At 54.1% G+C, this 25,592-nt stretch carries 28 protein-coding genes; 14 read left to right on the top strand and 14 right to left on the bottom strand.

Going from position 1 to position 25,592, the window contains the following annotated elements; all coding sequences use genetic code 11:
* Nucleotides 1-17: 17 nt before the first annotated feature.
* Together proQ and ET34_RS0115210 are read right to left on the bottom strand one after the other, a co-directional pair.
* Nucleotides 18-716 carry an RNA chaperone ProQ gene (gene proQ / locus ET34_RS0115215; protein WP_031523468.1) on the bottom strand — a complete coding sequence of 233 codons (699 nt, stop codon included), beginning with the start codon at nt 714-716 and terminating at the stop codon, nt 18-20.
* Nucleotides 717-816: 100 nt separating this feature from the next.
* The gene (locus tag ET34_RS0115210; RefSeq protein WP_031523466.1) at nt 817-1,311 is read right to left on the bottom strand and encodes a GAF domain-containing protein; all 495 of its coding nucleotides are present in this window, start codon (nt 1,309-1,311) and stop codon (nt 817-819) included.
* Between the two features lie 128 nt (nt 1,312-1,439).
* Here ET34_RS0115210 and yebS point away from each other — a divergent pair, with 128 nt between their 5' ends.
* The 5 genes from yebS (at nt 1,440) to ET34_RS0115185 (ending at nt 7,531) form a co-directional block, all read left to right on the top strand.
* Nucleotides 1,440-2,723: a membrane integrity lipid transport subunit YebS gene (yebS, locus tag ET34_RS0115205; RefSeq protein WP_031523464.1), complete on the top strand. Its 1,284-nt coding sequence runs from the start codon at nt 1,440-1,442 to the stop codon at nt 2,721-2,723.
* A complete protein-coding gene (locus ET34_RS0115200) occupies nt 2,692-5,325 on the top strand; it encodes a PqiB family protein (protein ID WP_031523463.1) in 2,634 nt (877 codons plus the stop codon). The genes yebS and ET34_RS0115200 overlap by 32 nt, the downstream gene beginning before the upstream one ends.
* A 120-nt stretch (nt 5,326-5,445) precedes the next feature.
* A complete protein-coding gene (gene rsmF / locus ET34_RS0115195) occupies nt 5,446-6,894 on the top strand; it encodes a 16S rRNA (cytosine(1407)-C(5))-methyltransferase RsmF (RefSeq protein WP_031523461.1) in 1,449 nt (482 codons plus the stop codon).
* Between the two features lie 101 nt (nt 6,895-6,995).
* A complete protein-coding gene (locus ET34_RS0115190; RefSeq protein ID WP_031523459.1) occupies nt 6,996-7,235 on the top strand; it encodes a YebV family protein in 240 nt (79 codons plus the stop codon).
* A gap of 104 nt (nt 7,236-7,339) precedes the next feature.
* Entirely contained in the window at nt 7,340-7,531 is a 192-nt protein-coding gene (locus ET34_RS0115185; RefSeq protein ID WP_024547418.1) for a YdfD/YebW family protein, read from the top strand.
* Between the two features lie 62 nt (nt 7,532-7,593).
* Here ET34_RS0115185 and ET34_RS0115180 read toward each other — a convergent pair whose 3' ends face one another.
* The 8 genes from ET34_RS0115180 to ET34_RS0115150 all read right to left on the bottom strand — a co-directional run bounded on the left by ET34_RS0115180 (nt 7,594) and on the right by ET34_RS0115150 (nt 14,808).
* The gene (locus tag ET34_RS0115180; protein ID WP_035891527.1) at nt 7,594-8,100 is read right to left on the bottom strand and encodes a fimbrial protein; all 507 of its coding nucleotides are present in this window, start codon (nt 8,098-8,100) and stop codon (nt 7,594-7,596) included.
* 19 nt (nt 8,101-8,119) lie between these two features.
* Nucleotides 8,120-8,701, bottom strand: a complete 582-nt coding sequence (locus tag ET34_RS21990) for a fimbrial protein (protein ID WP_081826945.1) — start codon at nt 8,699-8,701, stop codon at nt 8,120-8,122.
* Nucleotides 8,702-8,723: 22 nt separating this feature from the next.
* Nucleotides 8,724-9,245, bottom strand: coding sequence for a fimbrial protein (locus ET34_RS21055; RefSeq protein ID WP_035891522.1), 522 nt, complete (start codon nt 9,243-9,245; stop codon nt 8,724-8,726).
* A gap of 74 nt (nt 9,246-9,319) precedes the next feature.
* Nucleotides 9,320-9,859: a fimbrial protein gene (locus ET34_RS0115170; RefSeq protein ID WP_051640555.1), complete on the bottom strand. Its 540-nt coding sequence runs from the start codon at nt 9,857-9,859 to the stop codon at nt 9,320-9,322.
* Nucleotides 9,860-9,884: 25 nt separating this feature from the next.
* The gene (locus ET34_RS21985) at nt 9,885-10,907 is read right to left on the bottom strand and encodes a fimbrial protein (protein ID WP_031523451.1); all 1,023 of its coding nucleotides are present in this window, start codon (nt 10,905-10,907) and stop codon (nt 9,885-9,887) included.
* Between the two features lie 42 nt (nt 10,908-10,949).
* Nucleotides 10,950-13,478: a fimbria/pilus outer membrane usher protein gene (locus tag ET34_RS0115160; RefSeq protein WP_081826944.1), complete on the bottom strand. Its 2,529-nt coding sequence runs from the start codon at nt 13,476-13,478 to the stop codon at nt 10,950-10,952.
* Nucleotides 13,479-13,533: 55 nt separating this feature from the next.
* Entirely contained in the window at nt 13,534-14,217 is a 684-nt protein-coding gene (locus ET34_RS0115155; RefSeq protein ID WP_031523448.1) for a fimbrial biogenesis chaperone, read from the bottom strand.
* 60 nt (nt 14,218-14,277) lie between these two features.
* The gene (locus ET34_RS0115150) at nt 14,278-14,808 is read right to left on the bottom strand and encodes a fimbrial protein (RefSeq protein WP_031523446.1); all 531 of its coding nucleotides are present in this window, start codon (nt 14,806-14,808) and stop codon (nt 14,278-14,280) included.
* A 368-nt stretch (nt 14,809-15,176) separates the two neighbouring features.
* Between ET34_RS0115150 and ET34_RS0115145 the strand changes: the two genes are divergently transcribed.
* Both ET34_RS0115145 and ET34_RS21305 read left to right on the top strand, forming a co-directional pair.
* Nucleotides 15,177-15,836 (top strand): helix-turn-helix domain-containing protein, encoded by a 660-nt coding sequence (locus ET34_RS0115145; protein ID WP_031523444.1) that lies wholly within the window; start codon nt 15,177-15,179, stop codon nt 15,834-15,836.
* Nucleotides 15,837-15,932: 96 nt separating this feature from the next.
* Nucleotides 15,933-16,580, top strand: coding sequence for a helix-turn-helix domain-containing protein (locus ET34_RS21305; RefSeq protein ID WP_081826943.1), 648 nt, complete (start codon nt 15,933-15,935; stop codon nt 16,578-16,580).
* A gap of 113 nt (nt 16,581-16,693) precedes the next feature.
* Here the strand turns inward: ET34_RS21305 and ET34_RS0115135 are convergent, their stop codons facing one another.
* A complete protein-coding gene (locus ET34_RS0115135; RefSeq protein WP_031523440.1) occupies nt 16,694-16,876 on the bottom strand; it encodes a hypothetical protein in 183 nt (60 codons plus the stop codon).
* A gap of 382 nt (nt 16,877-17,258) precedes the next feature.
* Here ET34_RS0115135 and yedE point away from each other — a divergent pair, with 382 nt between their 5' ends.
* The 4 genes from yedE to ET34_RS0115115 all read left to right on the top strand — a co-directional run bounded on the left by yedE (nt 17,259) and on the right by ET34_RS0115115 (nt 20,473).
* The gene (yedE, locus tag ET34_RS0115130) at nt 17,259-18,467 is read left to right on the top strand and encodes a selenium metabolism membrane protein YedE/FdhT (RefSeq protein WP_031523439.1); all 1,209 of its coding nucleotides are present in this window, start codon (nt 17,259-17,261) and stop codon (nt 18,465-18,467) included.
* Nucleotides 18,464-18,697, top strand: a complete 234-nt coding sequence (yedF, locus tag ET34_RS0115125; protein ID WP_031523437.1) for a sulfurtransferase-like selenium metabolism protein YedF — start codon at nt 18,464-18,466, stop codon at nt 18,695-18,697. The genes yedE and yedF overlap by 4 nt, the downstream gene beginning before the upstream one ends.
* 86 nt (nt 18,698-18,783) lie before the next feature.
* Nucleotides 18,784-19,314 carry a TetR/AcrR family transcriptional regulator gene (locus ET34_RS0115120; RefSeq protein WP_031523435.1) on the top strand — a complete coding sequence of 177 codons (531 nt, stop codon included), beginning with the start codon at nt 18,784-18,786 and terminating at the stop codon, nt 19,312-19,314.
* On the top strand, nt 19,304-20,473 hold the full coding sequence (locus tag ET34_RS0115115; RefSeq protein ID WP_031523433.1) for an MFS transporter: 1,170 nt from the start codon (nt 19,304-19,306) through the stop codon (nt 20,471-20,473). The genes ET34_RS0115120 and ET34_RS0115115 overlap by 11 nt, the downstream gene beginning before the upstream one ends.
* Before the next feature lie 617 nt (nt 20,474-21,090).
* Here ET34_RS0115115 and ET34_RS21980 read toward each other — a convergent pair.
* Both ET34_RS21980 and ET34_RS0115105 read right to left on the bottom strand, forming a co-directional pair.
* Nucleotides 21,091-21,552: a GNAT family N-acetyltransferase gene (locus ET34_RS21980; RefSeq protein WP_072002038.1), complete on the bottom strand. Its 462-nt coding sequence runs from the start codon at nt 21,550-21,552 to the stop codon at nt 21,091-21,093.
* 76 nt (nt 21,553-21,628) lie between these two features.
* Nucleotides 21,629-22,231 (bottom strand): helix-turn-helix domain-containing protein, encoded by a 603-nt coding sequence (locus ET34_RS0115105; RefSeq protein WP_031523430.1) that lies wholly within the window; start codon nt 22,229-22,231, stop codon nt 21,629-21,631.
* 43 nt (nt 22,232-22,274) lie between these two features.
* On the opposite strand from ET34_RS0115105, the gene ET34_RS0115100 reads away from it, so the two are divergent.
* Entirely contained in the window at nt 22,275-22,970 is a 696-nt protein-coding gene (locus tag ET34_RS0115100) for a B3/B4 domain-containing protein (RefSeq protein WP_031523428.1), read from the top strand.
* Between the two features lie 181 nt (nt 22,971-23,151).
* Here ET34_RS0115100 and arsH read toward each other — a convergent pair whose 3' ends face one another.
* Entirely contained in the window at nt 23,152-23,850 is a 699-nt protein-coding gene (gene arsH, locus ET34_RS0115095; protein WP_031523426.1) for an arsenical resistance protein ArsH, read from the bottom strand.
* An 85-nt stretch (nt 23,851-23,935) separates the two neighbouring features.
* Here arsH and ET34_RS21975 point away from each other — a divergent pair, with 85 nt between their 5' ends.
* Nucleotides 23,936-24,256, top strand: coding sequence for a transcriptional regulator (locus ET34_RS21975; protein ID WP_072002037.1), 321 nt, complete (start codon nt 23,936-23,938; stop codon nt 24,254-24,256).
* A 44-nt stretch (nt 24,257-24,300) separates the two neighbouring features.
* On the top strand, nt 24,301-25,590 hold the full coding sequence (locus ET34_RS0115085; RefSeq protein ID WP_031523424.1) for an arsenic transporter: 1,290 nt from the start codon (nt 24,301-24,303) through the stop codon (nt 25,588-25,590).
* Nucleotides 25,591-25,592: the final 2 nt, after the last annotated feature.

Here is a 25,592-nt window from a genome sequence, read left to right as displayed (position 1 = left end):
CCAGGTTGACCTCCGTTTCAGAACAACAGGTGTTCTGCTCGTACAATCATCGACATACCAGAAGTCAGCTGTACCCGGACGCCATCTTTGGTGATTTCCAGCACAGTGGCGTCCATCGCATTATTGCCTGCTTTAACTTTGATGGGCTGGCCCACGTTAAGTGCAGTAATGTCAGAAACGGGAGTATGACGCTCTTCACGCGGTGCGCGCGGCGCTTTGGCTGCAGGCTTGTCGGCGCGGGGCTGACGTTCTGCGCCCTCTTTACGACGCGGCGCAGAGGCCGGGCGCGGTTTGCGCTCGCGGCGCGGCGCGCTGTCGGCCTCGCCTTCGCCTGCCGCCGCGGCAGCTTCACGTTTTTTCGCCTGCTGCTGCGCGCGCTGAGCGGCAACACGGGCTTTGGCTTCCTCAAGCTGCTGGCGGGCGTGCTCTACGTGCTGCTCTTCCAGCTCACCACACGGGTTGCCGTCGAGATCGACACGGGTCGCGCCGGCTTTGATACCGTACAGGTAGCGCCAGCTTGAGGTATAAAGACGGAGTGCGGAGCGAAGCTGAGTTTTGCTGAGATTCATTTCTCCCTCAACACGCGTCACTAAGTCCTGAAAGATTCCAACTTTCAGCGGGCGTGCTTCGCCTTCTGCGCTAAAACAGCGTGGAAAACGCTCGGCCAGAAAGGCGATAACTTCTTTACTGCTATTCAACTTAGGTTGATTTTCCATGAAATTTCCTGATTACAACGGATATAGCCAACAAGCCGCAGGCATGAACAGGCGTCATTATAATGACGCCATCGGTAAATGCCACGTTATCCGTTGTTTATCATGCGCTATGCGCAAAGAATTTTTTATAATCGGTGGCGCTGAGGAGGGTTTCCAGATGCCCCACCAGCTCACGTAACCCCTGTTCGTCCGCCTCGTCAAAGCGGCCAAACACGGTGCTGTCGATGTCCAGTACGCCGATAACCTGGCCATTCACCTTCACCGGCAGCACGATTTCGGCATTGCTGGCGGCGTCACAGGCGATGTGACCGTCAAAGGCATGGACGTCTGCGATGCGTTGTACCTGGTCCTGCGCCACGGCAGTACCGCATACGCCTTTCCCCACCGGAATGCGCACGCAGGCGATACGGCCCTGGAACGGACCGAGCACCAGGGTATCGCCTTCCAGCAGATAGAAACCCGCCCAGTTCACGCCGTCGAGACGTTCAAACAGCAGCGCGCTGGTATTGGCAAGCGTTGCCAGGAAACTGGTTTCCCCTGCCATCAACGCAGAAAAGTCACGGTTTAAATCCCTGTAGAATTCTGTTTTGTTCATTATGTAATCGCTTCGTTGTCTTACTTACTGTCATCCGCCGTTAAAATAAGCATTAAATGCGTTTATCCTCAAGGCGAATCATTTCATGAGTTAATATACTTTCATTCTATTATCTTTTTTTAACATCTATGGCACTGAAATCGCGAACTATAAAACTGGATAAAAAACTCACCGTTCGCGCTATCGGCGACGCCCTGCCGGGGGCACATTATCAGCGTTGTCCGCAATGCGATATGCTTTTCACGTTGCCGGTGCTCAAACCCCACCAGAATGCCTGGTGTCCGCGCTGCGATGCGAAGATCCGCGACGGGCGCGACTGGTCGCTGACGCGGCTGGCGGCAATGGCGTTTGCCATGCTGCTGCTGATGCCCTTCGCGTACAGCGAACCGCTGCTGCGCCTGTACCTGCTCGGCACGCGCATCGATGCCAACGTGCTGCAGGGCATCTGGCAGATGACGCGTCAGGGCGACACCCTCACCGCGGCAATGGTACTGTTCTGCGCTGTCGGCGCGCCGGTCACCCTGGTGGGCTCGATTGCTTATCTGTGGTTCGGCAATATTCTCGGCATGAACCTGAGGCCGGTGCTGCTGATGCTGGAGCGGCTCAGAGAGTGGGTGATGCTTGATATTTACCTCGTGGGCATTGGCGTGGCCTCCATCAAGGTGAAAGAGTACGCCTTCATGCAGCCAGGCCCTGGCCTGTTCGCGTTTGTCATTCTGGTGATCCTCAGTGTGCTGACGCTGATCCACCTTAACGTTGAACAATTGTGGGAGCGTTACTACCCGCAGCGCCCGGCCCGGCGCGCGCAGGAGGGGCTGGAGGTGTGCCTCGGCTGCCACTATACCGGCCTGGCGGACAGCCGCGGACGCTGCCGCCGCTGCCATATTCCGCTGCGCCACCGCCGTCGCCACAGTCTGCAAAAGAGCTGGGCGGCGCTGATTGCCTCGCTGATTTTCCTGATCCCGGCTAACCTGCTGCCCATCTCGGTGATTTACATCAACGGCGCACGTCAGGAAGACACCATTATGTCGGGGATCATGTCGCTGGCGAGCAGCAATATCGCCGTCGCCGCGGTGGTGTTTATCGCCAGTATTCTGGTGCCGTTCACCAAAGTGCTGGTGCTGCTGACGTTACTTATCAGCATTCATTTCAAATGCCAGCAGGGCTTGCGCACCCGCATTCTGCTGCTGCGGTTTGTGACCTGGATTGGACGCTGGTCGATGCTCGACCTGTTTGTGATCGCACTCACCATGTCGCTGGTCAATCGCGATCAGCTGCTGGCTTTTACTATGGGGCCCGCTGCGTTTTATTTCGGCGCAGCGGTAATATTGACTATTCTTGCAGTGGAATGGCTGGACAGCCGCTTACTTTGGGACGCACATGAGTCAGGAAACGCCCGCTTCGACGACTGAAGCGAAAGTAAAAACAAAACGCCGCATCTCCCCCTTCTGGCTGCTGCCGGTTATCGCGTTGCTGATTGCCGGCTGGCTGATCTGGACCAGCTATGAAGATCGCGGTGCCACCATCACCATCGACTTCGTCAGCGCTGACGGCATTGTCCCGGGGCGCACCCCTATACGCTATCAGGGCGTGGAGGTGGGGATGGTGCAGGAAATTCGCCTGAGTGACGACCTGAATAAAATTAAGGTCACCGCCAGCATTAAAGCCACCATGAAAGAGGCGCTGCGCAGCGAAACCCAGTTCTGGCTGGTGACGCCGAAAGCGTCGCTGGCGGGGGTATCCGGACTGGACGCGCTGGTGGGCGGGAACTATATCGGCATGATGCCCGGTAAAGGCGAAGCCCAGGATCACTTCACCGCGCTGGATACCCAGCCGAAATATCGTCTGAGCAACGGTGACCTGATGATCCATCTTCATGCGCCTGACCTTGGGTCGCTGAACAGCGGCTCGCTGGTTTACTTCCGCAAAATTCCGGTCGGTCGCGTCTACGATTACGCCATCAACAAAAGCAAACAGGGCGTCACCATCGACGTGCTGATCGAGCGCCGCTTCACGAACCTGGTAAAAAAAGGCAGCCGCTTCTGGAACGTCTCCGGGGTGAAAGCCAACGTTGGCCTGAGCGGTGCGCAGGTGGAGCTGGAGAGCCTGGCGGCGCTGGTGAACGGCGCTATCGCCTTCGACTCCCCCGATGCCTCCGAACCGGCGGATCAGGAAGATGAGTTTGGCCTGTATGAAGATCTGGCGCACAGTCAGCGCGGCGTGATCGTCAAGCTCGATCTGCCCGGCGGCGAAGGGCTGAAAGAAGGCTCTACGGTGCTGATGTATCAGGGCCTCGAAGTGGGCCAGCTCAGCAAGCTGACGCTTAATCCGGGCGGTGCGGTCACTGGCGAGATGACGGTCGATCCTGGCGTAGTGAACCTGCTGCGCGACAAAACCCGCATTGAGCTGCGCAGCCCGAAACTGACGCTGGATAACCCGAATGTCAGCTCGCTGCTCACCGGCAGCACTTTCGAGCTGGTGCCGGGCGAAGGCGATCCGCGCAACCACTTTGTGGTGCTGCCAGCGGACAAAACGCCGCTCCAGCAGCCAGGCGTGCAAACCGTGACGCTGACCGCGCCGGAGAGCTACGGAATCGATAAAGGGCAGCCGGTGATCCTCCACGGCATCAAGGTGGGTCAGGTGATTGAGCGTAATCTCTCTGCCAAAGGCGTGAGCTTCGCCGTGGCCATCGATCCGAAATACCGCGAGCTGGTGACCGGAGACAGTAAATTCGTGGTCAACAGCCGTATCGACGTCAAAGTCGGTCTCGACGGCGTAGAGTTCCTCGGGGCCAGCGCCAGCGAGTGGGTCAGCGGCGGCGTGCGCATTTTGCCAGGTAGCAAAGGCGCGCTGAAAGCCTCCTACCCGCTGTTCGCCAATATGGAAAAAGCGCTGGAGAACAGCCTGAGCGACCTGCCGACCACCACCCTCACCCTGACGGCAGACAGCCTGCCGGATGTGCAGGCCGGGTCGGTGGTGCTGTACCGCAAATTCCAGGTGGGCGAGATTATCACTGTGCGTCCTCGCGCTAACGCCTTTGATATTGACGTGCATATCAAACCGGAGTACCGCAACCTGCTGACACCGGGCAGCGTCTTCTGGTCCGAAGGCGGCGCGAAGGTGCAGCTCAACGGCGGCGGTCTTACCGTGCAGGCGTCCCCGCTGTCACGCGCGCTGCGCGGGGCGATCAGCTTCGACACCCTGCCCGGTGCCGGGGCGAACCAGACTAAAAACGGCAAGCGCATTCTCTACGCCTCTGAAACCTCAGCCCGCGCCGTGGGCAGCCAGATCACCCTGCGTTCGTTCGATGCCGGCAAGCTCTCCTCGGGAATGCCGATCCGCTATCTGGGTATCGATATCGGCCAGGTGGATACCCTGAAGCTCATCACCGAGCGTAACGAAGTGCAGGCCACGGCGGTGCTCTATCCGGAATACGTGCGCACCTTCGCCCGCGCCGGAACACGTTTCTCGGTGGTGACGCCGAAGATCTCCGCCGCCGGGGTCGATCACCTTGACACCATTCTGCAGCCCTACATCAACGTGGAGCCGGGCCGCGGTGAAGCGCGCCGCAGCTTTGAGCTGCAGGAAGCGACCATCACCGACTCGCGCTATCTCGACGGCCTGAGCCTGGTGGTGGAAGTCCCGGAAGCCGGTTCGCTGGCGATTGGCACCCCGGTGCTGTTCCGCGGTATTGAAGTTGGCACCGTCACCGGCATGACGCTGGGTAACCTGTCGGATCGCGTAATGGTGGCGCTGCGCATCAGCAAGCGCTATCAGCATCTGGTGCGCAACAACTCGGTGTTCTGGCTGGCGTCCGGCTACAGCCTTGACTTCGGCCTGACCGGAGGCGTGGTGAAAACCGGCACCTTTAACCAGTTTATTCGCGGCGGCATCGCCTTTGCCACGCCGCCAAGCACGCCGCTGGCACCGAAAGCGCAGGAGGGGAAACACTTCCTGCTGCAGGAGGGCGAGCCAAAAGAGTGGCGTGAATGGGGCACCGCCCTGCCGCGCTAAGCGACATCAGACAAGGGCGTACCTGCGGGTACGCCCTTTTTTTATCCCCGACGCCGGCGCGCCACGTCCGGCAAGCTGTGGTACACTGCGCGCCCATTTTTCCTGTTGCCGGGGCCAGCCGTGGAATCCTCCCGTACCGCTTATCTACCAGACGCCTTCCTTGACCTGATGCGCGAGGCGATGCCGTCCGCCTTATCAATGGATGACTTTATCGCCGCCTGCCAGCGCCCGCTGCGCCGCAGCCTGCGCGTCAACACGCTGAAAATCAGCGTCACGGATTTCCTCGCGCTGGTCGCGCCTTACGGCTGGCAGTTAACGCCGATCCCCTGGTGTGCGGAAGGCTTCTGGATTGAACGCGACGATGAAGCCCTGCCGCTCGGCAGCACCGCCGAGCATTTGAGCGGCCTGTTCTACATTCAGGAAGCCAGCTCAATGTTACCGGTCGCCGCCCTGTTCGATGGCTGCCCGCAGCCGGAGCGCGTGATGGACGTCGCCGCTGCCCCCGGTTCAAAAACCACCCAGATGGCGGCGCGCATGAATAATCGCGGTGCCATCCTGGCGAACGAGTACTCCGCCAGCCGCGTGAAGGTGCTGCACGCCAATATCAGCCGCTGCGGCATCAGCAACGTGGCGCTCACCCATTTTGACGGCCGGGTGTTCGGCACCGCGCTGCCGGAGACCTTCGACGCCATTCTGCTGGATGCGCCCTGCTCCGGCGAAGGCGTGGTGCGTAAAGATCCCGACGCGCTTCGCAACTGGTCGGTGGTCAGCAATCTGGAGATCGCCGCCACCCAGCACGACCTGATGGAGAGCGCCTTCCACGCCCTGAAGCCCGGTGGCACGCTGGTTTACTCCACCTGCACCCTCAACCGCGATGAAAACGAAGCCGTCTGCCGCTGGCTGCTGGAGCGCTTCCCCGGCGCGGTGGAGATTGAGCCGCTGGGCGATCTGTTCCCCAATGCGCGCGCTGCCCTGACGGACGAAGGGTTCCTGCACATCTTCCCGCAGATTTATGACTGTGAGGGCTTTTTCGTTGCGCGCCTGCGCAAAACCGCTGCGGTAGAGCCGCCTGCGCCGCCGACGTGGAAGGTGGGGAATTTCCCGTTCAAGCCGCTGCATGGCCGCGCCGCAGACGACATCATCCGTGCCGCCGCCGCTTCCGGCCTGACGTGGGACAGCGCACTGACGCTGTGGCAGCGCGACAAAGAGATCTGGCTGTTCCCGGAGGCCATCGTGCCGCTGATCGGCAAAGTGCGCTTCTCGCGCCTCGGCATGCGCCTGGCGCAGGCGCACAACAAAGGGTATCGCTTTGAGCATGAAGCGGTGATCGCCCTCGCGGGTATTGCCAACCCGCTGGCGTTCGAGCTGTCGCTGCATGATGCCGAAGAGTGGTATCGTGGTCGCGATGTCTACCCGGAGCGGCTTCCCGCTCACGACGAGGTGATTGTCACCTTCCAGGGGCAGCCGCTGGGGCTGGCGCGCAAAATTGGTTCGCGGCTGAAAAACAGCTACCCGCGCGAGCTGGTACGCGACGGCAAGCTGTTCGCCAGCGGAAACGCCGGGCAATAATTTATCGCTCTCCATTTGACACATCGCGCAGCCTTTACCAGGCTAAAAGATGGGCGGCCTGACTGGTCATACCACAAGCGAACCGACAAATGGAGAGCGTTATGACAAAAACCAGCGTAAAAATTGGCACCTTTGAAATTGATGATGCCGAACTGCAGGGCAACGACCCTGGTGAACGAACGTTAATCATTCCCTGCAAATCCGACCCGGATCTGTGCATGCAGCTCGACGCCTGGGACGCGGAAACCAGCATTCCCGCCGTGCTCAACGGTGAACACTCCGTCCTCTACCGTAAACACTACGATCATTCTGCCGATGCCTGGGTCATGCGTCTTGCCTGATCCCGAAAACCCGTCGCCTGAGACGGGTTATTTAGTCTGAACTTTCCCCATACCGCTGCCCTTCCCCTACACTTACTGACAAACAGGTTGATGTTGAGGGTGGGATGTTCGCACTGGTTCTTTTTGTTTGTTATCTGGATGGCGGGTGCGATGACATCGTTGTCGATGTTTTCAACACCGAGCAGCAGTGCGTGAAGGCAATGGATGTCCAGCGCATGCGTCACGGCGGCTGCTATCCGGTAGAAGATTTTATTGATGGTTTCTGGCGTCCGGCCCAGGAGTACAGCGATTTTTAATCTCTTACCCGCATAAGGCGGTTACATCACCGCCCTGTCTTCGGGTATTCCATACTGTGCATTTACTGATACGTAAAACTGACGTTCACCGCGGCGGCAAACTGGCCGGAGGTGGGATTGCCTTTTGGCGAGAACATACGCGCAGACAACGGGAACGTCGCGCTGTGGGTCGCCGTATCGATGGTTTGCGTCATGGTGCTGTCATTCTGATACGTAGTAGCACGATCGCGGCTGGCGAGTCGCAGCGCAATGCCGGTTGCATCTGCCGTATTTTTAAACGCGGTGCCATCCTCGGCATCAGGCGTGCCACTGAAGGTGGCCGTTGCCCCTACGGTTGCCGCAGGACAGTTTGTCAGCAGCAACTCGAAGTCAGCCCACTCCCCACCCGCACCAGCGGTTTTCATCTCGCTGGCGCGTCCCTGGCCCAGTTCAACAGTTTTATTAACGGTATCGGTGTCTACGGTGCAGGGGCGAGCGAGAAGGCGTCCGGAGATATTCATTTCTTCTGCGTTAACATATTGAGCGCCAGCCAGATTTAACAACCCCATGCCAATGAGAATGATTTTCATAATAACGAGATATCCTGAATTATTGGTAAGTGAAGCTAACAGTGACGCTAGCATGCACAGTTCCGGGAGTAGCGTTGCCGGTATAGGTACCGATCTGCACTTCCATCGGCCATGACACTGTGTGATCGGCCTTCACCAGCTGTGTTAATTTATCCCCATTCTTTAGTGCGCCACCTACCCAAGGCGCCTGGCTTCCTTTAAGCGCGATACCGACATTTTGTGCTGTGCCTGTATTTTTGAACATAGGTATCCAGTCATTAGATGCATCATTAACCCCATTGAATGTAGCAACAACAGAAGTCGTACCTTGAGGACAATCTTTTAACGCTAATGGGAATGTAGTATATGCAATCGTTTTTCGCGGCTCGTATAATTCGTCTGCATAATAATCGCCTAAATCCACTGTTAATTTTGAAACGTCAGAATCAAACGTACAGGGCGATGCCAATACGGTTGCCGTCAAAGACATACTACTGTCAGAGGCGTAACCCGGCAGGGATATAAGCGACCCGAACGCTATCGCAGTTATTAGTGTACTAATCATTTTTAACTTTAATTTAGCTGTTATCATAAAAGCATGCCGAAATAGCGTTCTGGTCACTTTTTCACTCCAGTGGTAAACATTACTGATAAGTCAAGTTCGCGGTAACTACTGTCTGAACCGTTCCTGGCGTCACGCCACCATTGGTAGTAATCGTACGCGCAGATAAAGGAATCTCAGTCGCCCCAGTCGTAATATCCACAATATAGCTTTTACCATTGGATAAAATCAGCGCTCCACCTTTGCTGTCGAGTTGCACTGCGATATTTTTTGCGGTACCGCTATTTTTATAATAGGCCGGATCGTCACTATCTTCAGTGCCGTTAAAGGTCGCGGTTACCCTACTGGTACCAGCCGGGCAATCTGTAAGAGAGATGTTAAAATCCACCCATTTTGACGTCGCCCCGGCAGATTGAAGATCTTTCGTCTGTAAACCATTACCATCATCTAGCGCAATAGTTTTAGTAATGCTTTCGCTACTTACAGTACAGGGCGATGCCACTACGGATGCCGTAAAAGTCATCGTGCTGTCAACTGCGTTGCTGATTGAGGAATAAAACAAGCAAGAACTCATTAGTGATAATATAATTTTATTAAGTTCCATGACTGAACCTCTTGGCGTAATAAATCACTCTTTAAATACAAGCCAATTTGATTAAAAAAATGGCAGTTTACCTTTTACTGATAAGTAAAATTAGCCGTTACCACAAACTGGATGCTGCCTGGCGTCACGCCACCTTTTGTCGTAACAGTGCGAGCGGCCAGCTTAAATTCAGCGGCACCATCAATCACATCCGTGCTGAAACTTTTGCCGTTAGATAAAATTATCCCGCCTCCCGTTTTATCCAACTCAAGCGCAATGTTTTCAGCAGAGCCAGCATTTTTATAATAAGCGGAATTATCCGCATCTTCTGTGCCACTTGCTGTAATTGTCGCGCTGCGAGTCCCGGCCGGGCAACTCGTGAGATTTATAGTAAAGTCAACCCATGGTGTCGTTGAGCCAGCAGTCTGTAAATTTTTTGACTGAAAACCATTGCCGTCATCAAGAGCAATGGTTTTCGTGATACTGTCGCTGGAAACTTCACAGGGTGCAGCAATAATATTTCCTGTGACATTAACCGAAACCGGATCTGCTACCGCAGGTAATGTGATTGATAAAATAACCAATCCCATACATAAGGATTTCATTAGCTGGTTGAGTTGTTTTATTTTCATCATAACGTTTCGTTTGCAATTAACACCATTACTGATAAGTAATATTTAACGTGGCCGAAGCATTGGCTTTACCAGGCATAACCGTCGTTTTCGTCTGATAATAACGCGCAGTAAGAGGAAACGTTTCCTGACCACCAGCTGATTTTTTTAGAACAATATTTTTATTTAACTCAAGCGGCACATCATTATAAATTAACTGAATTCCAATTCCATCCGCCACGCCAGCGTCACCATAACCTGTAGGTGCCAGCACACTTGAAACATTGACATCTGGGTTTTGGGTGCCGCTAAGGGAGACATTTATATTAGCATCAGCATCACAATTCAGTCCGAGATTTTGTGTATTTTCAGTAGATACAGGCGTAGCACCAATAGTTGAACCAAAGGTATTAGCAGGTATATCTCCAATGTTAAAATTTAATGCTGAAGTTGTAAGTGAACAAGCCAACACAGTGAATTTTCCAGATAAATTAATAGGGATATCCGCTCCCCATGAGTCGACAGCATTGGTGGTCATATTGATTAAGGCAGCAGCAGCATAAGCGACCTGGCCTGAAACATTTCCTGACGCTATTTCACCAATTTTAATGAACTTCACATAGGGCTTCAGATGCAAATCAAACTGACCAACAGGATACCATCCATTAAACATAATCCACCCTGGACCACTAACAGCAATAGGACTGTACAATAACCAACTTTCATAGCCTTCCCCATTCCCCCCTACCAATATTCCAAGCCCAGGTAGATTCGTTTTATATACAATCCCACCTTCAGAAGTTAGTTCGGAATGAGTTAAATATTCCCTCATGCCGATAAGAGCTTTTTGATTGTCAGCATGGCACGTATACGCAGTTTTTTCCTCACCATAAATTTTAGTTGATAATGCAGATCCAATAGCCACATCTCTTTGGATAATCACCTCACCAAAATCTATATTCCACGGACCCGCCTTTGCCTCGCACGTTCCTGCATGTGCATTTAAAGATAAGAAGATAGCCGAGACAAAAAAAATTGACTGCAACAAACATGCGCGGCGAATACTAGACATAATCTCTCTCAAAATTTATTAAAACTAAAACGAAACAAAATACTATCGGCAAGTTTCTGACATCGGAATTACACTCTCTTTCTGAGCGTGGCTGGAGCTTTTTAACGTCGCCTGGCAGTGAGTTGATGATTTATCTCCCCAGAAAACATTAAGATCTTGATCTCCGTTAATGCCCGTCAAATAAACCTGCCCCGCATCTCCGACAATAAAGCCCTGCCCCTGCTGCCCGTCGATATTCACAATCGCGCCGAACGGCACCGGCTGGCCATTCGCCTGGGTCAGCGTCATCAGCACGCGCATACCAACACTGGCAACATACTCAGCGCGTACTACCGCCCCGCGAGTAGGAACCACAGTGCGGCTGGTTAGTTCGAGTTCAACATCATCCGGCAGAGATGACGGGTCAAGCGTGACGTCATTTTTACGGTACGGCGAGACATTACTCACCACAGTAAAACCGCGGAAGTCGGTTTTCGCACCGGTTTGATTCTGAATGCTTACCCCCTTCGCCCCTGGCGCTTTGATCAGCACGTTGGTTTCCGACAGCGGCTGCGACAGCGTAACGCCGTCGGCATGGGCGAGAATACCGCCCTGGAGACCATAATTCAGGCGCTTGCTGGATTTGTCATAGCCATAGCCTGCGGTAACTTCCCCGTAAGTCCCTTTGTAATCGCCGTTAAGGCTACCGGTATTGCCGGTGCCATTGCTGCCGTAGCCTTCCTGCACGTTCCAGCTCAGAGCGTTGTTCTCCAGCGCCATACCGCTGATGCCAACGGAGTGGGTGGTGCCACTGTTCTTGCTGTTGTTCATGCTATAGCTGGCCCAGGTATTCGGCAGGAATCTCTCCAGCGGGATACTGAGGTTGAGCGCCACCATCTGATCTTTGTCGTAGCTGGTGCTGTTGCCGTAGTTACCTGCGCTGCCGTTTTTACTCAGGGTATAGCTCAGGCCATAGCTGATTCCTTTCCAGGAGTTGTTATAACTCGCGGACCAGGACTCCATGCTCTTGTCTGAGTTCCAGTAATCTTCGCGTACCGCGCTCAGAGACAACGCCCCAAAGCTGCCGCCCAGCGACTGGCTTACCGTCAACTCAGCACGGTTGCGGCGGCGGTTCGCCATAATGTTGTTATCGCCATATCCGTCGAGTACTTCCTGCATGCTGTAGTAGCCGCGCGTTGAGTAGCGGTAGCCAGCAATGGAAAAGTTGGTCCCGGTGTCGGCAAAGTTTTTGCTGTAGCGCATGCGCCAGGACTGGCCGGTACTTTTTTCTTCGTTAGCGAGCTCTGCATTTGCCTGAGTAACATCCACAGAAAATGCCCCAACCTGCCCCATATTTTTACCAAAACCCAGCGCCAGCGAATGATAGCGGCTTGAAGCCTGTACGCCTCCGTAAAGCGTGATGCCGTGCGAGATCCCGTAGATGCCGGTCGCCTGGGCGAACTGCGTTTTCTCAACGGTGCTGTCATAGGAGCGATACTGCCCCCCGGTTACCGAGTACTTCAGGTGCCCTTCACGCTGCAGCACCGGAAGAGAGGCAAACGCCACGGTAAACTTTTGCTCGCTGCCGTCGGCTTCTTTAACGGTGACGTTCAGGTCACCCGCGCCACCGGTCGGATACATATCGGTGATTTCAAATGCCCCTGGCGCGACATAGCTCTGGTAGATCACGTAGCCGTTCTGGCGGATCACCACCTGGGCGTTAGTGCGGGCGATGCCGCGTACCACCGGGGCGTAGCCCTTCAGCGAATCCGGCAGCATGTCGTCGTCCGACGCCAGCTGGCCGCCACGGAACGGGACGCTGTCGAATACGTCCGACGGCGATGAGCTGTCTCCCAGCGTCAGTTGGGATTTCAGCGGCACAATATTACGCTGGGCGTAGGTGTAGACCGTATCCCACTTATCCTCGCCGTTGCTGTCGCGATTCCAGGTAGTGTAATTGCGCAGCCGCCACGGACCGACGTTAATCCCCGGACGCAGGTTGGCATACTGGCTGTTGGTGTTTTGCCCGCCATTACGCGGACGGTTGCTGGAGCCACTGATGCTGTAGTTCATCATCAGGGCATTAATGCCATTATCCCACAACGCCGGGTCCACATAGCCGCGCGCCTGTGGCGACATTGCCGCCTGGGGAATGCTCAGCACCAGTTTCAGGGCGTTGAAGTGAAAATCGTAGCTGGCGTTCGGGATGGCGCTCAGGTTTGCACAAGCCTCCGCCTCACCCAGCTCGGGAAACAGATCGGTTTTCACACCGTAGCTTTGCAACAGAGCCACCGTCAGGCAGGGCTCCAGCACGTCTTCTCCGGCCGCGTTTTTAACGCTTTTAAACTCGACGTTGCGGCTGTCTACCTGTTGATCGTTGATCAAAACGTCAACCTGATAGGTGCCTGGTGCCTGAGATCCCTCTTCAAATGCCGACAGATCGGTACCGCCCGATGTCTGCGCACCCGCTTCCAGTAATTCCGGGTTAAAGTAATCACGTGCAAGGGCGTGTCCACTTCCGGATAACGCCAGCGCAATAAAGCACGCAACACGCGATGGGCGCACTGCGAATTGCTGTTTTACTTTTTTCATTCTGGAAACACTCCTGAGTCAGAGGGCTCGCTCATTCCCTGAGCGGCAATTAGCATTAAAACGAAGCGTTATGCGCGGCACCCGGTGCGCCGTAATCATTAATAATTTTGAAGGTCAGTGAACCGCCATTGGTGCCTGCTGGCAGGTTGAAGCGCGCGGTTGCGCCCGGCGCGACATAAGTCACGTCGTCCAGAGTTTTACCGTTCATACTGATGCTATTGAAATTGATGTAATAGGCTGACGGGTTAGTTACCTGCACGCTGTTACCGGCACGGCTCCAGCGCAGGGTGTTCGCCTCTTCTTCTGGTGAACTGTTTTTCAGCGCTGCCGGGCGATAAATAAGTTTGATACGGGTTTTAACGGCTACCTGCAGGGTATTCGCATTTTCATTACGCGCCGCTGACGGAATAGCTTTAATATTCAGCCAGAACATCGACTCTTTATTTTCCGGCAAATTACCTGCCCGAACAATACGCATAATATTCTGCTGATTATTATCCAGACGATAGAGCGGCGGAGTAATAATAAAAGGAGCTTTCTCAGCGCCACCGGTTTGTGTCTCTACCCAGGACTGAATAAGATAAGGCACGTTGTCCGGATTATTGACACTCAGAGAAGCTTCTTTCTTATTTCCGTCATAAATAACGCGCGTACCGCCAATTACCACGCCAGCCTGAGCGGCAGACAAACCTGATGCAAGCACCAGCCCTGCAATTAACGTTTTGCTAAAGAATTTCATGTCATACCTCGATAAATACGGAGCCGTATTACGGCCCCGGTAATTTTCCGGAGTGGAAAATCAGTTGTAATTGATAGAGAAAGTTGCCACCGCGTTGGCTTTACCCGCTACCACAGTGTCAGAGGTTGAACGATAGGCGGCATAGAAATCCAGTTTGTTTTCCGTGTCGGCGGCCAGCGTATAGCTGTAATCGTTCACTGCATTCAGACCCAGATCGGCTTTATCGGCAGTCATCAGGGCAATAGCAACGCCAGTCGCCACGCCGGTTTCATCCGTGAGCGCCAGCAGGGAAGAATCGGTGGCATCGTGGGTGCCATCAAACTTCACCTGCGCGGCGGTAACTGCAGCCGGGCAATCTTTCAGAGTCATGGTAAATTTCGTTGTTGAAGCATCGTCGCCAGTTGCAGAGAAGGAAGACTTAGCAACTTTACCCAGGCTGACGCTCAGTGAATCGCTGGAGCCAATATCAACTGTGCATGCTTCGTCAATAATTTCACCGGTAAAATTCACAGTACCTTCAGCGGCAAATACGGAAGATGCAGACATCGCAGCCAGCGTTGCGAATGCAACAGCAATAACATTTTTTTTCATCAAAATATCCTTAAAAGAAAATAATTCCGGTAAAAACTGAACATATTGATTTTTACCTTTGAGTCATGCTCCTTATGAAGCACACCGGGCTGCCTGATATCGCAGGGCAAAATTCGCTAATTTTTGCTTTCAACTATATGACCTAAGGATTATCAAAAGTTGAAATTCAATTACTAGCCAGATTCGACTCATTGATATTGGGTAGCGCCGTTGCTGGAGCGAATTTTGATATAACATCTGGCTTGAGACAACTGCTTTTTAGTCCACAAATAGACCAGAAGATTCTTTATCGGTGGCTTTCCTGACATCATAATCCGGCCAAATATTCACCACGGTAATAAAAGGTTATTTATGGAGTTGTTCCAACGATGAGCACGCTAAAAACACGACGTCCTGAACGCGGTCTGGATAAAGAATCCAATAAACCTGTCAAAGATATTAATTTATTAATGCAGCACCTTTCTCCGGAATGCAATAAATCATTAACACAAAAACGGAAGTCGCTTAACTTTATTAAAGGTCAGGAAAATCAATGTTTTTTATTACTTAAAGGCAGCGTGGCACTTTATCGCAGCAGCGATAGCATCATTCTTAACTCAGAAAATGCCCCCTTTATATTTGGCTTTGGCAATCAGGTGGGTGTCTCACAACACCTGTATTTACGTACCCAGGAAGATTCGCTCATCGGCATGCTCCCTTTTACCGATGCCCGGCGAATTATCCGCGCACATAATCTCTGGGAAAGTTACGTTAATTTGTTGATCTATAATGCAAGTAAGATTTATGCCCACTGCCTGTCGATCTCGCAGCTCTCCTCCTACGAGATAATCAAAAATCAGCTGGTACAACTGGACGGAGAGCCTCCGTCCATCAAACAAAATATCACCGCAGCGAATTATATTCTGTCCCGCACCTTTCTCTCGCGCAGTGGAGTGATGCGTATCCTCTCCCGCCTTAAGGCCGATGGTCACATCACAGCGGAACGTGGAATTTTGCTTGCTATCAACCATTTACCTGATAAATATTAACCTCTCAGCTACCCGGCGCGCTGCCGGGTGCTTACGCTGTAAGCAAATATATAACTGTGCTATATATTGTTTACTTCCCCTTTCGGCGATGATGCTATGACCACGCAAACCCAGTCGTTGATGGCGATGAAAAAGTCGCAGAATACTTACGCAAGCGATCTTATTGAAAAGCTTAGCGAGTTTCTGACTTTCAGGACTTATCCAGCGCGTAGCCGCTTCACCTTTTCCGGGCATAATAAGCAGCGCTGCTATCTTTTTCGCAGCGGTCAGATCTCTGGTTTTTACAAGGAAACCCGTACACAGATTGACCGAATCAATACTCCGTGGATTGCCGGGGTGGCGTTTCCCGACCAGGAGCTGCTGGAATTAATCTTTGTTGCGGAAACGGAGTGTGAAGTCGCTACCCTCACCCAGGACGAGGTGATGGCGCTTATTCACAAAACAGACAGCTGGCAGCTGTATGCCGGGTTTTTGCAGGTGCTCTCGACCAAACTTCTCATCCATATGAGTCAGGTTGCCGCTCCTGATACCTTTTCGATGGTATGCAATCAGCTGTTGGAATTAATCAATGAGCCTGAGACGATCCGCACCAGCGTAAAAGTGGAAGAGTACATACGCAGCCGTACGCAGCTGTCGCGCAGCGGGGTATTTAAAGTGCTGTCGCGCCTGAAGGAGGTCAACGCTATCGTGATTGAGAAAGGCATGTTGATTGCCGTTAACGAACTGCCTGACAAAATGCCCTGAGGCAAGTCTCATCAGATGATGAAGATGACGTACGGTGATTCTTAGGTGTCGCTAATTTCCGGCGGTAAAAGATATCGCCGGTGCGCCTGGTAATGCTAACAGGCGCATCCCTGTTAATTAATCAATACCACCGCCGGCAGCGTGCCGTGCAGGTGCTTACGCAGTTCGGCATTCTCTTCCAGCAGATACTCCAGGCTCTGCGCCATCGCTTCGATCAGCTCCTGAGCGATCTTACTTTCGAACTTCGCCACCGTTGGGGCGGTATTAATAAGCTGACCGATTGTTAATTGATTCATGTGTAACCTCCATATCCGCTTTATGGGTTCACCGCGTCTGATAAACAATGTACCGCGTTCATTAACGGTTTTATCCGCACAGAAAACGGCAAAAAAGCACTCTATTCAAATTTATCCTTTAGGACAATTCCCCATTGCGGGCTGATAGCTAATATTCCTTTTTCTTAGTAAATAATATATATCGATTTGTAATCAATGAGTTACGAATAGTTTATTTTGCCGTAAATATATCGTTCCCGTTAAGGTTGTTAATCATGACAGGCGCACCTTTATGGGGCGAAGAATATATTTCCTCCAGGATTAATCCTAACTGGTGTATTATACCCGCTCCCCGCGTCAGGTAATGGCGCAGTAGATCCTTCTGAGTTCAGAGGCTATCCGCATGTCATGGCACTATTTTAAACACACGTATTTGATCAAATTCTGGGCTCCCATGCCCGCTGTTATCGCCGCTGGCGTTCTCTCTACTTACTATTTTGGTCTGACCGGTACCTTCTGGGCCGTCACCGGCGAGTTTACCCGCTGGGGTGGACAGCTGCTGCAGCTGGCCGGCGTGCATACGGGGGAGTGGGGCTATTTCAAACTCATTCATCTCGAAGGCAGCCCGCTGACCCGCATCGACGGCATGATGATCATCGGCATGTTCGGCGGCTGTTTTGCTGCGGCGCTGTGGGCCAACAACGTTAAGCTGCGCCTGCCCCGCAGCCGGATCCGCATCGCCCAGGCGGTAGTCGGTGGCATTATTGCCGGCTTCGGCGCCCGTCTGGCAATGGGCTGCAACCTCGCCGCGTTCTTCACCGGCATTCCGCAGTTCTCGCTGCACGCGTGGTTTTTTGCCGTCGCGACCGCGGTCGGTACCTGGTTTGGCGCACGCTTTACCCTGCTGCCGATGTTTCGCCTGCCGGTGAAGCTGGAAAAAGTCTCCGCTGCCTCGTCGCCAACGCAGCAGGTCGATCGCGCTCGCCGCCGCTTCCGGCTGGGCATCGCGGTGTTCGTCGCCATCGTTGGCTGGGCGCTGCTCACCGCGTTCCAGCAACCGAAGCTCGGGCTGGCGATGCTGTGCGGCGTCGGTTTCGGGCTGCTTATTGAGCGCGCTCAGATCTGCTTCACCTCGGCCTTCCGCGACATGTGGATCACCGGGCGCACCCATATGGCAAAGGCGATCGTGTTCGGTATGGCGGTCAGCGCCATTGGCATCTACAGCTATGTGCAGCTCGGCGTGGAAGCAAAAATTATGTGGGCTGGCCCTAACGCCGTCATCGGCGGCCTGCTGTTTGGCTTTGGTATTGTACTGGCCGGCGGATGTGAAACCGGCTGGATGTACCGCGCAGTAGAGGGCCAGGTACACTTCTGGTGGGTTGGTCTGGGGAACGTGATTGGCTCTACGCTGCTGGCGTACTACTGGGACGACCTCGCACCCTCGCTTGCCACCGGCTGGGATAAAGTCAATCTGCTGAACACCTTTGGCCCGCTGGGCGGGCTGTTGATGACCTATGGGCTGTTGCTTACCGCCCTGCTGCTGATTGCGGGCTGGGAGAAATACTTCTTCCGCCGCCGTAACTCTCTTCAGACTCTCAAGGAGCCAGTATGACCACACACGTACCCGATTACCGTCTGGATATGCAGGGGGAATCCTGCCCCTACCCCGCTGTTGCCATGCTGGAGCAGATGCCGCAGCTGGCGCGCGGCGAAATCCTCGAAGTGATCAGCGACTGCGCCCAGTCGATCAATAACATTCCTCAGGATGCCCGCAATCACGGCTATACCGTGCTGGACATTCAGCAGGACGGGCCGGTGCTGCGTTTTCTGATCCAGAAGTAAATACCGCACCGGTCAGGCCGCTCACTGGAGCGGCTTTTTTTTGGCTATTTTTTGCCAAAGTAAAACGATCGGTTTACTTTTAATGAATGGACAAACGACAAGACATTCTCAACGCCGCTGAGCGGCTGTTCTACGCCAACGGCTTTCACGCCACCAGCACCGACGTACTCTGCCGCGAGGCCGGGGTATCGACGCGCACCTTTTACCGCTACTTCCCGTCCCGCGACCATCTCACCGAAGCCGTGATGGATGCCCGCCAGCAGCGTTTTTTCGCCGATCTGCTGCCGCCTGATAATCCGCACGCCATCCCGCATCTGTTTGCCGTGCTGGCGCACTGGATGCAGGTGCAGGGTGCCGAAGGCTGCTTTTTTCTCAAGGTCTGGGGGGAATATGCCCAGCAGGATGCGCGTCTCTCTGCTCACGCCCTCGATTTTCGCTATGGGCTGCGCCGCTACCTTAGCGCCTGTATCCCGGTAGCCGCCGCCAGGGACGCAGTCTGGATGCTGTTTGAGGGCGCTATCACCGCCGGGCTGATCGTTGGCCCGCATGCCGCGCACCAGGCGGCTGCCACCGCTGCGCTGGTGCTGCGCCATAGCGGAGAAGACCATGAGAAATGATCTCGCCCTGAGCCTCACCGGCTTCTTGCTGATTGCCGTCACCTATGGCCTGGCACGTTTCTCCTGGGGGCTGATGCTGCCGGACATCGCGCAGGACGTCCCTTTCTCCCCGCGTATTGCCGGGATTATCGCCGCGTGCAGCTTTGTGGCTTTCTGTCTCGCCTCGCTGAGCGCTTCCCGGGTAACGGCTCGTTTTGGCCCGCGCCTGACCGGCATCACGGCAACGCTGTTCGCCGCCGCCGGACTGCTGCTGCTTGCCAGCGCCGCCTCACCAGGAATGCTGGCCGCCGGGCTGTTTATCGCCGGACTCAGCTCCGGCCTCGCCTCCCCCTCGCTTGCTGCGGCGGTTAGCCGCTGCATCAGTGCTGCCCGTCAGCCGCAGGTCAATACGGTGATCAATGCCGGCACCGGCGGCGGAATTATCCTCTCCGTGCCGGTGCTGATGCTGCTCCCCGGCGGCTGGCGCAGCGCGTGCGTGGTGTTCGCCGTTATCGCCCTGCTCTGCCTGATCCCACTCCTGCGCTGGCTACCCGGACGCAGCGATACGCCCGCCTCGCCTGACGCCGGGATTATTTCCCGGTTGCGTCAGCCGGTGATGCGCCGTCTGGCGACGATTGCCCTGGTCAGCGGTATCGCCAGCGCCGCCTGGTGGAGCTTCGGCCCCGAGGTACTGCGTCAACATGTGCGGGTAGATGACCAGGCGGCCAGCTTGCTGTGGCTGGTGAGCGGCGGGGCCGGCGTGCTTGGCGTTTTCACCGGCCCGGCAGCGGCGCGCTTCGGCCTGACGGGCATCTATCGCGTTGCCCAACTGGCAATGGCGCTCCCGCTGCTGGCGCTGGCCTTTACTCAGGGCTTTAACGGCTGGCTGATCCCGGCGGTGGCCCTGTGCGGGGCGGGTTACATTACGCTTTCCGGGGTGCTGCTGGTGCACGGGGCCAACGCCGCGCCTGATGCGCCTGCGTCCGGCGTGGGGCTGGCGTTCTTTATGCTGGCGGTGGGTCAGGTCATCGGATCGATGCTGTTCGGGCTACTGTATAACGATGCGGGCGCAGCGACGGCGCTAATAGCGTTCTGTGTGCTGGGGCTGGGTCTTGCGGGAATAACGCCTGAGCGAAGCGCGGCGCGGTTATCCGGGAAATCGCCGGAGAAAGAAATTTAACATTCAGCTGAAAAATCCCTGGACGCATACACCGCGGTATATGGTATGGTTTATCGCAGCCGGTGGCCGTTCGGAATGGGTTTACGGGAAGCGCCCTCCGTACTGGAAAGGCCTCAGGCAACAGATAAAAAAAGACCGAAAACGATTCCTGTTTACGTCCCACCCCGATTTATCCTTTTCAAATCATCAAGTTAACTCCAAATTCACCCATTAATTAACATCCCAACACTTACCGTTACGCTCTTTCAAGATCAAACTCTTGCCACTCTATTCGAGTATCCGACGAGTGGAGTTCGGGATGTTAAGGTAAGCTACAATTCTTATCGCTGCGTCGAAGGCAAAGCCTATTTCACTTATTCTGCCCATATTAGCCTCCTAAATTATTACTGTATTCATATACAGTGGCTTTACTAATGAAGGGAATCGATACGAAGCGGCCTAACATTTCAGTGCGCGCCGGTGGGCTTGGCGTGGATGTCTATCGCCGAAAATAACGCCCGACAGCTTTGTGCGAGGAGCGGACGTCGCAAAGTTTGTTTCGTGAATATGGCAAATTCTTCTTGAGCAGAGGTGGCAGCCCTACGGAGTGACATTTGTCATTACTCTCCGAAAGGTAGTTATTTACCTTCGTTTTTACGATAAATGTCTGGTCGATTGATTTGCCAGACAAAGTCTGGTCGGTTCGACGGGTGATACCCAAGTTTCTGATACAGCCAGGGCGCGCTGTCGGTGACCAGCATTATCCGTCGCAGGCGTGACATTAACGGATGGGCGTGACAGCATTCAATCAGCCAACGACCGAGGCCACTTTTCTGATAATCGTTCAGCACGTAGACGTCGCACAAATAACCAAACGTGGCATAGTCTGTGACCAGACGGGCGAAGCCGATTTGTTTTGTTCCATCAAGAAGCGCAAAGCAAAGGCTGTTCTGGACGGATATTCTAACCGTTTCAGCATCAATATCAGGAGCCCAGGACGATTGCGAGAGGTAACTGTGAATGGCTTCCAGCTGAAAAAAGCCAGGATCGGTTGTGACAGTAAACTTATCCTTTGTAAAACTCAGATGCTGATTATTCACTGAAGGTATCCTTTTGCACTCAGTTGTGATGAGACAAGCCATAATGCTGAGGGCTGGTTTCTATATTGCGCCACACTCAGGATGCTTTTTCATGTACTGTCATGATGAAAACCAATGGGCTTTCTCCACAGTTCTCATAGAAATGAGGAACGTCCGTTCTGGCCGTTGCCGAACACCCCATCTTTACAAGATACAGATGGTCCTGTACACCCAGAGTAAGCGTGCCCTCTTTAACATAAAATAGCTCCAGCGTTCCTTCCGTGTGGCCAGGGGAAGCAAACTTCTCCCCCGGCAGCATTTCCCACATCCAGAGCTCGGTCATATCAGGGCCACCCGACCCTGCCAGCAACCTTGCGCGCCCACCCTTCTCACCTTTCCACAACTCCGGGATCTCATCTTCAGCAATGAGATGCACGGTCGGTTTGGCGCTGACATCCACAAAATCAGCCACCGAAACGCCCATCGCGGCAGCCAGGCGGCATAACAGGGCTATGCTGGGATTTGCACGGCATCCCTCAATCTCAACTAGCGCTCCTTTGCTTACGCCCGTCCGACGGGAAAGTTCATCGAGTGATATTTTCTTTTGCTTACGATACAGCTTAATCCGCTGAGATACGGCTTCATTCACGGTGCTGACGATAGAACTCACATCGGTCATTAAATTGACTTTTTTGGTCACTGGTCATTATCATATAATAAATTGGTCATTACAGGATTATCTCGTGTTAACAGTCTCTCCGTCAATTACCCCTGAAATTTACCGCATTGCTCCCGGTTTTCGGGCACTCAGTATCTTCGTAAAAGCTGCGCCAGTGCTTAACCCAGATACTGGAGAAACGGCGCTGCGGGAAGCCTGTGAAGCGGTTCTGGCTGGTGAACCTCAATGGGCTGAAACTCATCTGACCGCATGGGCCGACGTTTTTCAGAAATTTGGTGCTAAACCTAAACGCACCCCTTGCTCAGCGGATGCTTTACGTAAGCGCGTATTACGTGACGGAACGATGCCGTCACTCGATCCCATCGTTGATCTTTATAATGCCGTTAGCCTCCGCTACGCCGTTCCGGTTGGCGGGGAGAATATCTCTGCCTATCAGGGGCCTCCGCGTCTGACTGTAGCAAAAGGCACCGAGCCTTTTGATACTGTTAAAGAGGGGGAGAGCGCCGTTGAATATCCTTCACAAGGCGAGGTTATCTGGTGTGATGATACCGGCGTGACCTGCCGTCGCTGGAACTGGCGACAGGGGATCAGAACCCGCTTAGGCGTGGAAGCTCAGCAAATGTGGTTTATTCTTGAGAGTCTGCCGCAGATGCCGCTGGAGGCGCTTCACGATGCCGGGAAGATGCTGACCGAAGGCCTTGAAAAAATGATGCCTGGTCTGTGGTTTGGAGTTGCTCTCATCGAAGAACAACAGCAGTAATATCATTCATGAGAAACGCTTATGGGTCCGCTTTTCGCTCAAAGCGGACATTAACACATCATAATTCAGCACCTGGGCACTCGCCTGATGACGCACCGCTAAAAAAAGTGTTGAACATCTGCTCTGTGCCAATAGCGGACGTTGTTAGGCTCATGCAGTATGGATTCACGAAGAACAGACGTTATATTTTGTCCTGATTGACACGGGATGAAAGCTCCTGATGGCTCTCTTTTCGCTCGCTGTAACGATCCGCAAGATAACCGGTTTGTCCCTTAAGCAGCAGTGTGATTTTAAACAGCTCCTCGGCTACATCGACGATGCGGTCATACCATGACGAAGGTTTCATTCGGCCGTTTTCGTCGAACTCTTGCCATGCCTTGGCTACGGAAGACTGGTTGGGGATCGTAAACATCCGCATCCAGCGGCCCAGAATACGCATCTGGTTCACTGCATTGAAGGACTGGGAACCACCGCAGACCTGCATTACCGCAAGTGTTTTGCCCTGCGAAGGACGAACCGCGCCTTCACTTAAGGGTATCCAGTCAATCTGCGCCTTCATAACTGCGCTCATAGCCCCGTGCCGTTCCGGAGAACTCCACACCATCCCGTCACACCATCTGACCAGGCCGCGTAGCTCGGTGACTTTAGGGTGCGTGTCCGGCGCATCATCCGGCAGGGGTAAACCGGAGGGGTTAAAGAGTTTTACCTCCGCGCCCATCGCCGTCAGCAGGCGACCAGCTTCTTCCGCGGCAAAACGGCTGTAGGAGCGCTCTCTTACTGAGCCATACAGGATCAGAATCCGTGGCGGCTCCTGCAGGTGCAGGCGTTCCGTGATGTGTTGATCAAAGCATTCGGTGTTCAGGGCAGGAAATTGTTCCATTTTTCTCCTCCGGAGAGAACAGGTGATTTTAAAATTGATACATATGATTTAACATATATGTATTCTAAAGGGAACGGAGTGATAAATGCTACAACCTGTTCAGCTTTTCAAAATCCTCTCGGATGAAACACGGCTTGCCATCGTCATGCTTCTCCGGGAGTCCGGTGAACTGTGCGTCTGCGATATCTGCGCGGCCACCTCCGAATCGCAGCCAAAAATCTCGCGACATATGGCTATCCTTCGCGATGCTGGGCTGGTTCTTGACCGTCGTGAAGGCAAATGGATCCACTATCGTCTGTCACCCCACATACCGGCGTGGGCAGCTGAGACAATCACAACGTCCTGGCAGTGTATGCGGGAGGATGTGCGTGAATGGCTGGATAAATCAGCCTGCACCTCCTGCTGAGGTAGGAAAACATATTTACATAATCATATATGATGGAGTCTGAGATGCTTTTGGCAGGGAGTATATTTTTTCTGACGCTGGTACTGGTGATCTGGCAACCCGGAGGCCTGAGTATTGGCTGGAGCGCGAGTATCGGCGCTGTGCTGGCGCTGGGAGCCGGTGTCATCCATGTCGCTGATATTCCCGTTGTCTGGAATATCGTCTGGAACGCGACAGCGGCATTTATTGCGGTCATCATCATCAGCCTGCTGCTCGATGAGTCCGGCTTCTTTGAATGGGCCGCACTGCACGTCTCCCGCTGGGGTAACGGACGTGGCCGCCTGCTGTTCACCTGGATAGTCTTGCTCGGTGCCGCTGTTGCTGCGTTGTTTGCCAATGACGGCGCCGCGCTGATCCTGACGCCGATTGTGATTGCGATGCTGCTCGCACTGGGGTTCAGCCAGGGCACGACACTGGCCTTTGTCATGGCTGCAGGATTTATTGCAGATACGGCCAGCCTGCCGCTCATTGTTTCTAACCTGGTTAATATCGTCTCGGCGGACTTCTTCGGTCTGGGCTTTACGCAGTACGCTTCCGTTATGATCCCCGTGGATGCGGCAGCGATTGCGGCCACGCTGATCATGCTGCATTTCTTCTTCCGCAGGGATATTCCGGCAACGTATGACGTTTCGCTGCTGAAGAAGCCTTCCAGTGCAATCAAGGATCCGGCAACCTTCAGGGCGGGCTGGATTGTCCTGTTATTGCTGCTTGTCGGTTTCTTTGTTCTGGAGCCGCTGGGGATCCCGGTCAGTGCAATAGCGGCGGCTGGCGCAGCAGTGCTGTTTGTGGTGGCGAAACGAGGCCATGCCATCAACACCGGGAAAGTCCTGCGCGGTGCGCCATGGCAGATCGTTATTTTCTCGCTGGGCATGTACCTCGTGGTCTATGGCCTGCGCAATGCAGGGCTCACGGAGTACCTGTCTGGTGTGCTGAATCTGCTGGCAGACAAGGGGTTATGGGCAGCGACGTTCGGCACCGGCTTCCTGACGGCATTTCTCTCATCAGTGATGAACAATATGCCGACGGTGCTGATTGGCGCGCTGTCGATTGACGGTAGTACGGCGACTGGCGTCGTCAAAGAGGCAATGATTTATGCCAATGTGATTGGCTGTGATTTAGGCCCGAAAATCACCCCGATAGGCAGTCTGGCAACCCTGCTGTGGCTGCATGTGCTTGCCCGGAAAAATATGACGATCACCTGGGGATATTACTTCCGTACCGGCATTGTCATGACTGTGCCCGTGCTTTTTGTCACCCTGGCCGCTCTGGCGTGGCGGCTCTCTGTCACTTTGTAATG

The sequence above is a fragment of the Siccibacter colletis genome (assembly GCF_000696575.1).
Lineage (GTDB): Bacteria > Pseudomonadota > Gammaproteobacteria > Enterobacterales > Enterobacteriaceae > Siccibacter > Siccibacter colletis.
This window is presented reverse-complemented; position numbering and strand designations above follow the sequence as displayed.

Coding starts and splice junctions, on each gene's coding strand:
- proQ (WP_031523468.1), bottom strand. CDS start 716: ATGGAAAATCAACCTAAGTTGAATAGCAGTAAAGAAGTTATCGCCTTT.
- ET34_RS0115210 (WP_031523466.1), bottom strand. CDS start 1,311: ATGAACAAAACAGAATTCTACAGGGATTTAAACCGTGACTTTTCTGCG.
- yebS (WP_031523464.1), top strand. CDS start 1,440: ATGGCACTGAAATCGCGAACTATAAAACTGGATAAAAAACTCACCGTT.
- ET34_RS0115200 (WP_031523463.1), top strand. CDS start 2,692: ATGAGTCAGGAAACGCCCGCTTCGACGACTGAAGCGAAAGTAAAAACA.
- ET34_RS0115190 (WP_031523459.1), top strand. CDS start 6,996: ATGACAAAAACCAGCGTAAAAATTGGCACCTTTGAAATTGATGATGCC.
- ET34_RS0115185 (WP_024547418.1), top strand. CDS start 7,340: ATGTTCGCACTGGTTCTTTTTGTTTGTTATCTGGATGGCGGGTGCGAT.
- ET34_RS0115180 (WP_035891527.1), bottom strand. CDS start 8,100: ATGAAAATCATTCTCATTGGCATGGGGTTGTTAAATCTGGCTGGCGCT.
- ET34_RS21055 (WP_035891522.1), bottom strand. CDS start 9,245: ATGGAACTTAATAAAATTATATTATCACTAATGAGTTCTTGCTTGTTT.
- ET34_RS0115170 (WP_051640555.1), bottom strand. CDS start 9,859: ATGATGAAAATAAAACAACTCAACCAGCTAATGAAATCCTTATGTATG.
- ET34_RS21985 (WP_031523451.1), bottom strand. CDS start 10,907: ATGTCTAGTATTCGCCGCGCATGTTTGTTGCAGTCAATTTTTTTTGTC.
- ET34_RS0115160 (WP_081826944.1), bottom strand. CDS start 13,478: ATGAAAAAAGTAAAACAGCAATTCGCAGTGCGCCCATCGCGTGTTGCG.
- ET34_RS0115155 (WP_031523448.1), bottom strand. CDS start 14,217: ATGAAATTCTTTAGCAAAACGTTAATTGCAGGGCTGGTGCTTGCATCA.
- ET34_RS0115150 (WP_031523446.1), bottom strand. CDS start 14,808: ATGAAAAAAAATGTTATTGCTGTTGCATTCGCAACGCTGGCTGCGATG.
- ET34_RS0115145 (WP_031523444.1), top strand. CDS start 15,177: ATGAGCACGCTAAAAACACGACGTCCTGAACGCGGTCTGGATAAAGAA.
- ET34_RS21305 (WP_081826943.1), top strand. CDS start 15,933: ATGACCACGCAAACCCAGTCGTTGATGGCGATGAAAAAGTCGCAGAAT.
- ET34_RS0115135 (WP_031523440.1), bottom strand. CDS start 16,876: ATGAATCAATTAACAATCGGTCAGCTTATTAATACCGCCCCAACGGTG.
- yedE (WP_031523439.1), top strand. CDS start 17,259: ATGTCATGGCACTATTTTAAACACACGTATTTGATCAAATTCTGGGCT.
- yedF (WP_031523437.1), top strand. CDS start 18,464: ATGACCACACACGTACCCGATTACCGTCTGGATATGCAGGGGGAATCC.
- ET34_RS0115120 (WP_031523435.1), top strand. CDS start 18,784: ATGGACAAACGACAAGACATTCTCAACGCCGCTGAGCGGCTGTTCTAC.
- ET34_RS0115115 (WP_031523433.1), top strand. CDS start 19,304: ATGAGAAATGATCTCGCCCTGAGCCTCACCGGCTTCTTGCTGATTGCC.
- arsH (WP_031523426.1), bottom strand. CDS start 23,850: ATGGAACAATTTCCTGCCCTGAACACCGAATGCTTTGATCAACACATC.
- ET34_RS21975 (WP_072002037.1), top strand. CDS start 23,936: ATGCTACAACCTGTTCAGCTTTTCAAAATCCTCTCGGATGAAACACGG.
- ET34_RS0115085 (WP_031523424.1), top strand. CDS start 24,301: ATGCTTTTGGCAGGGAGTATATTTTTTCTGACGCTGGTACTGGTGATC.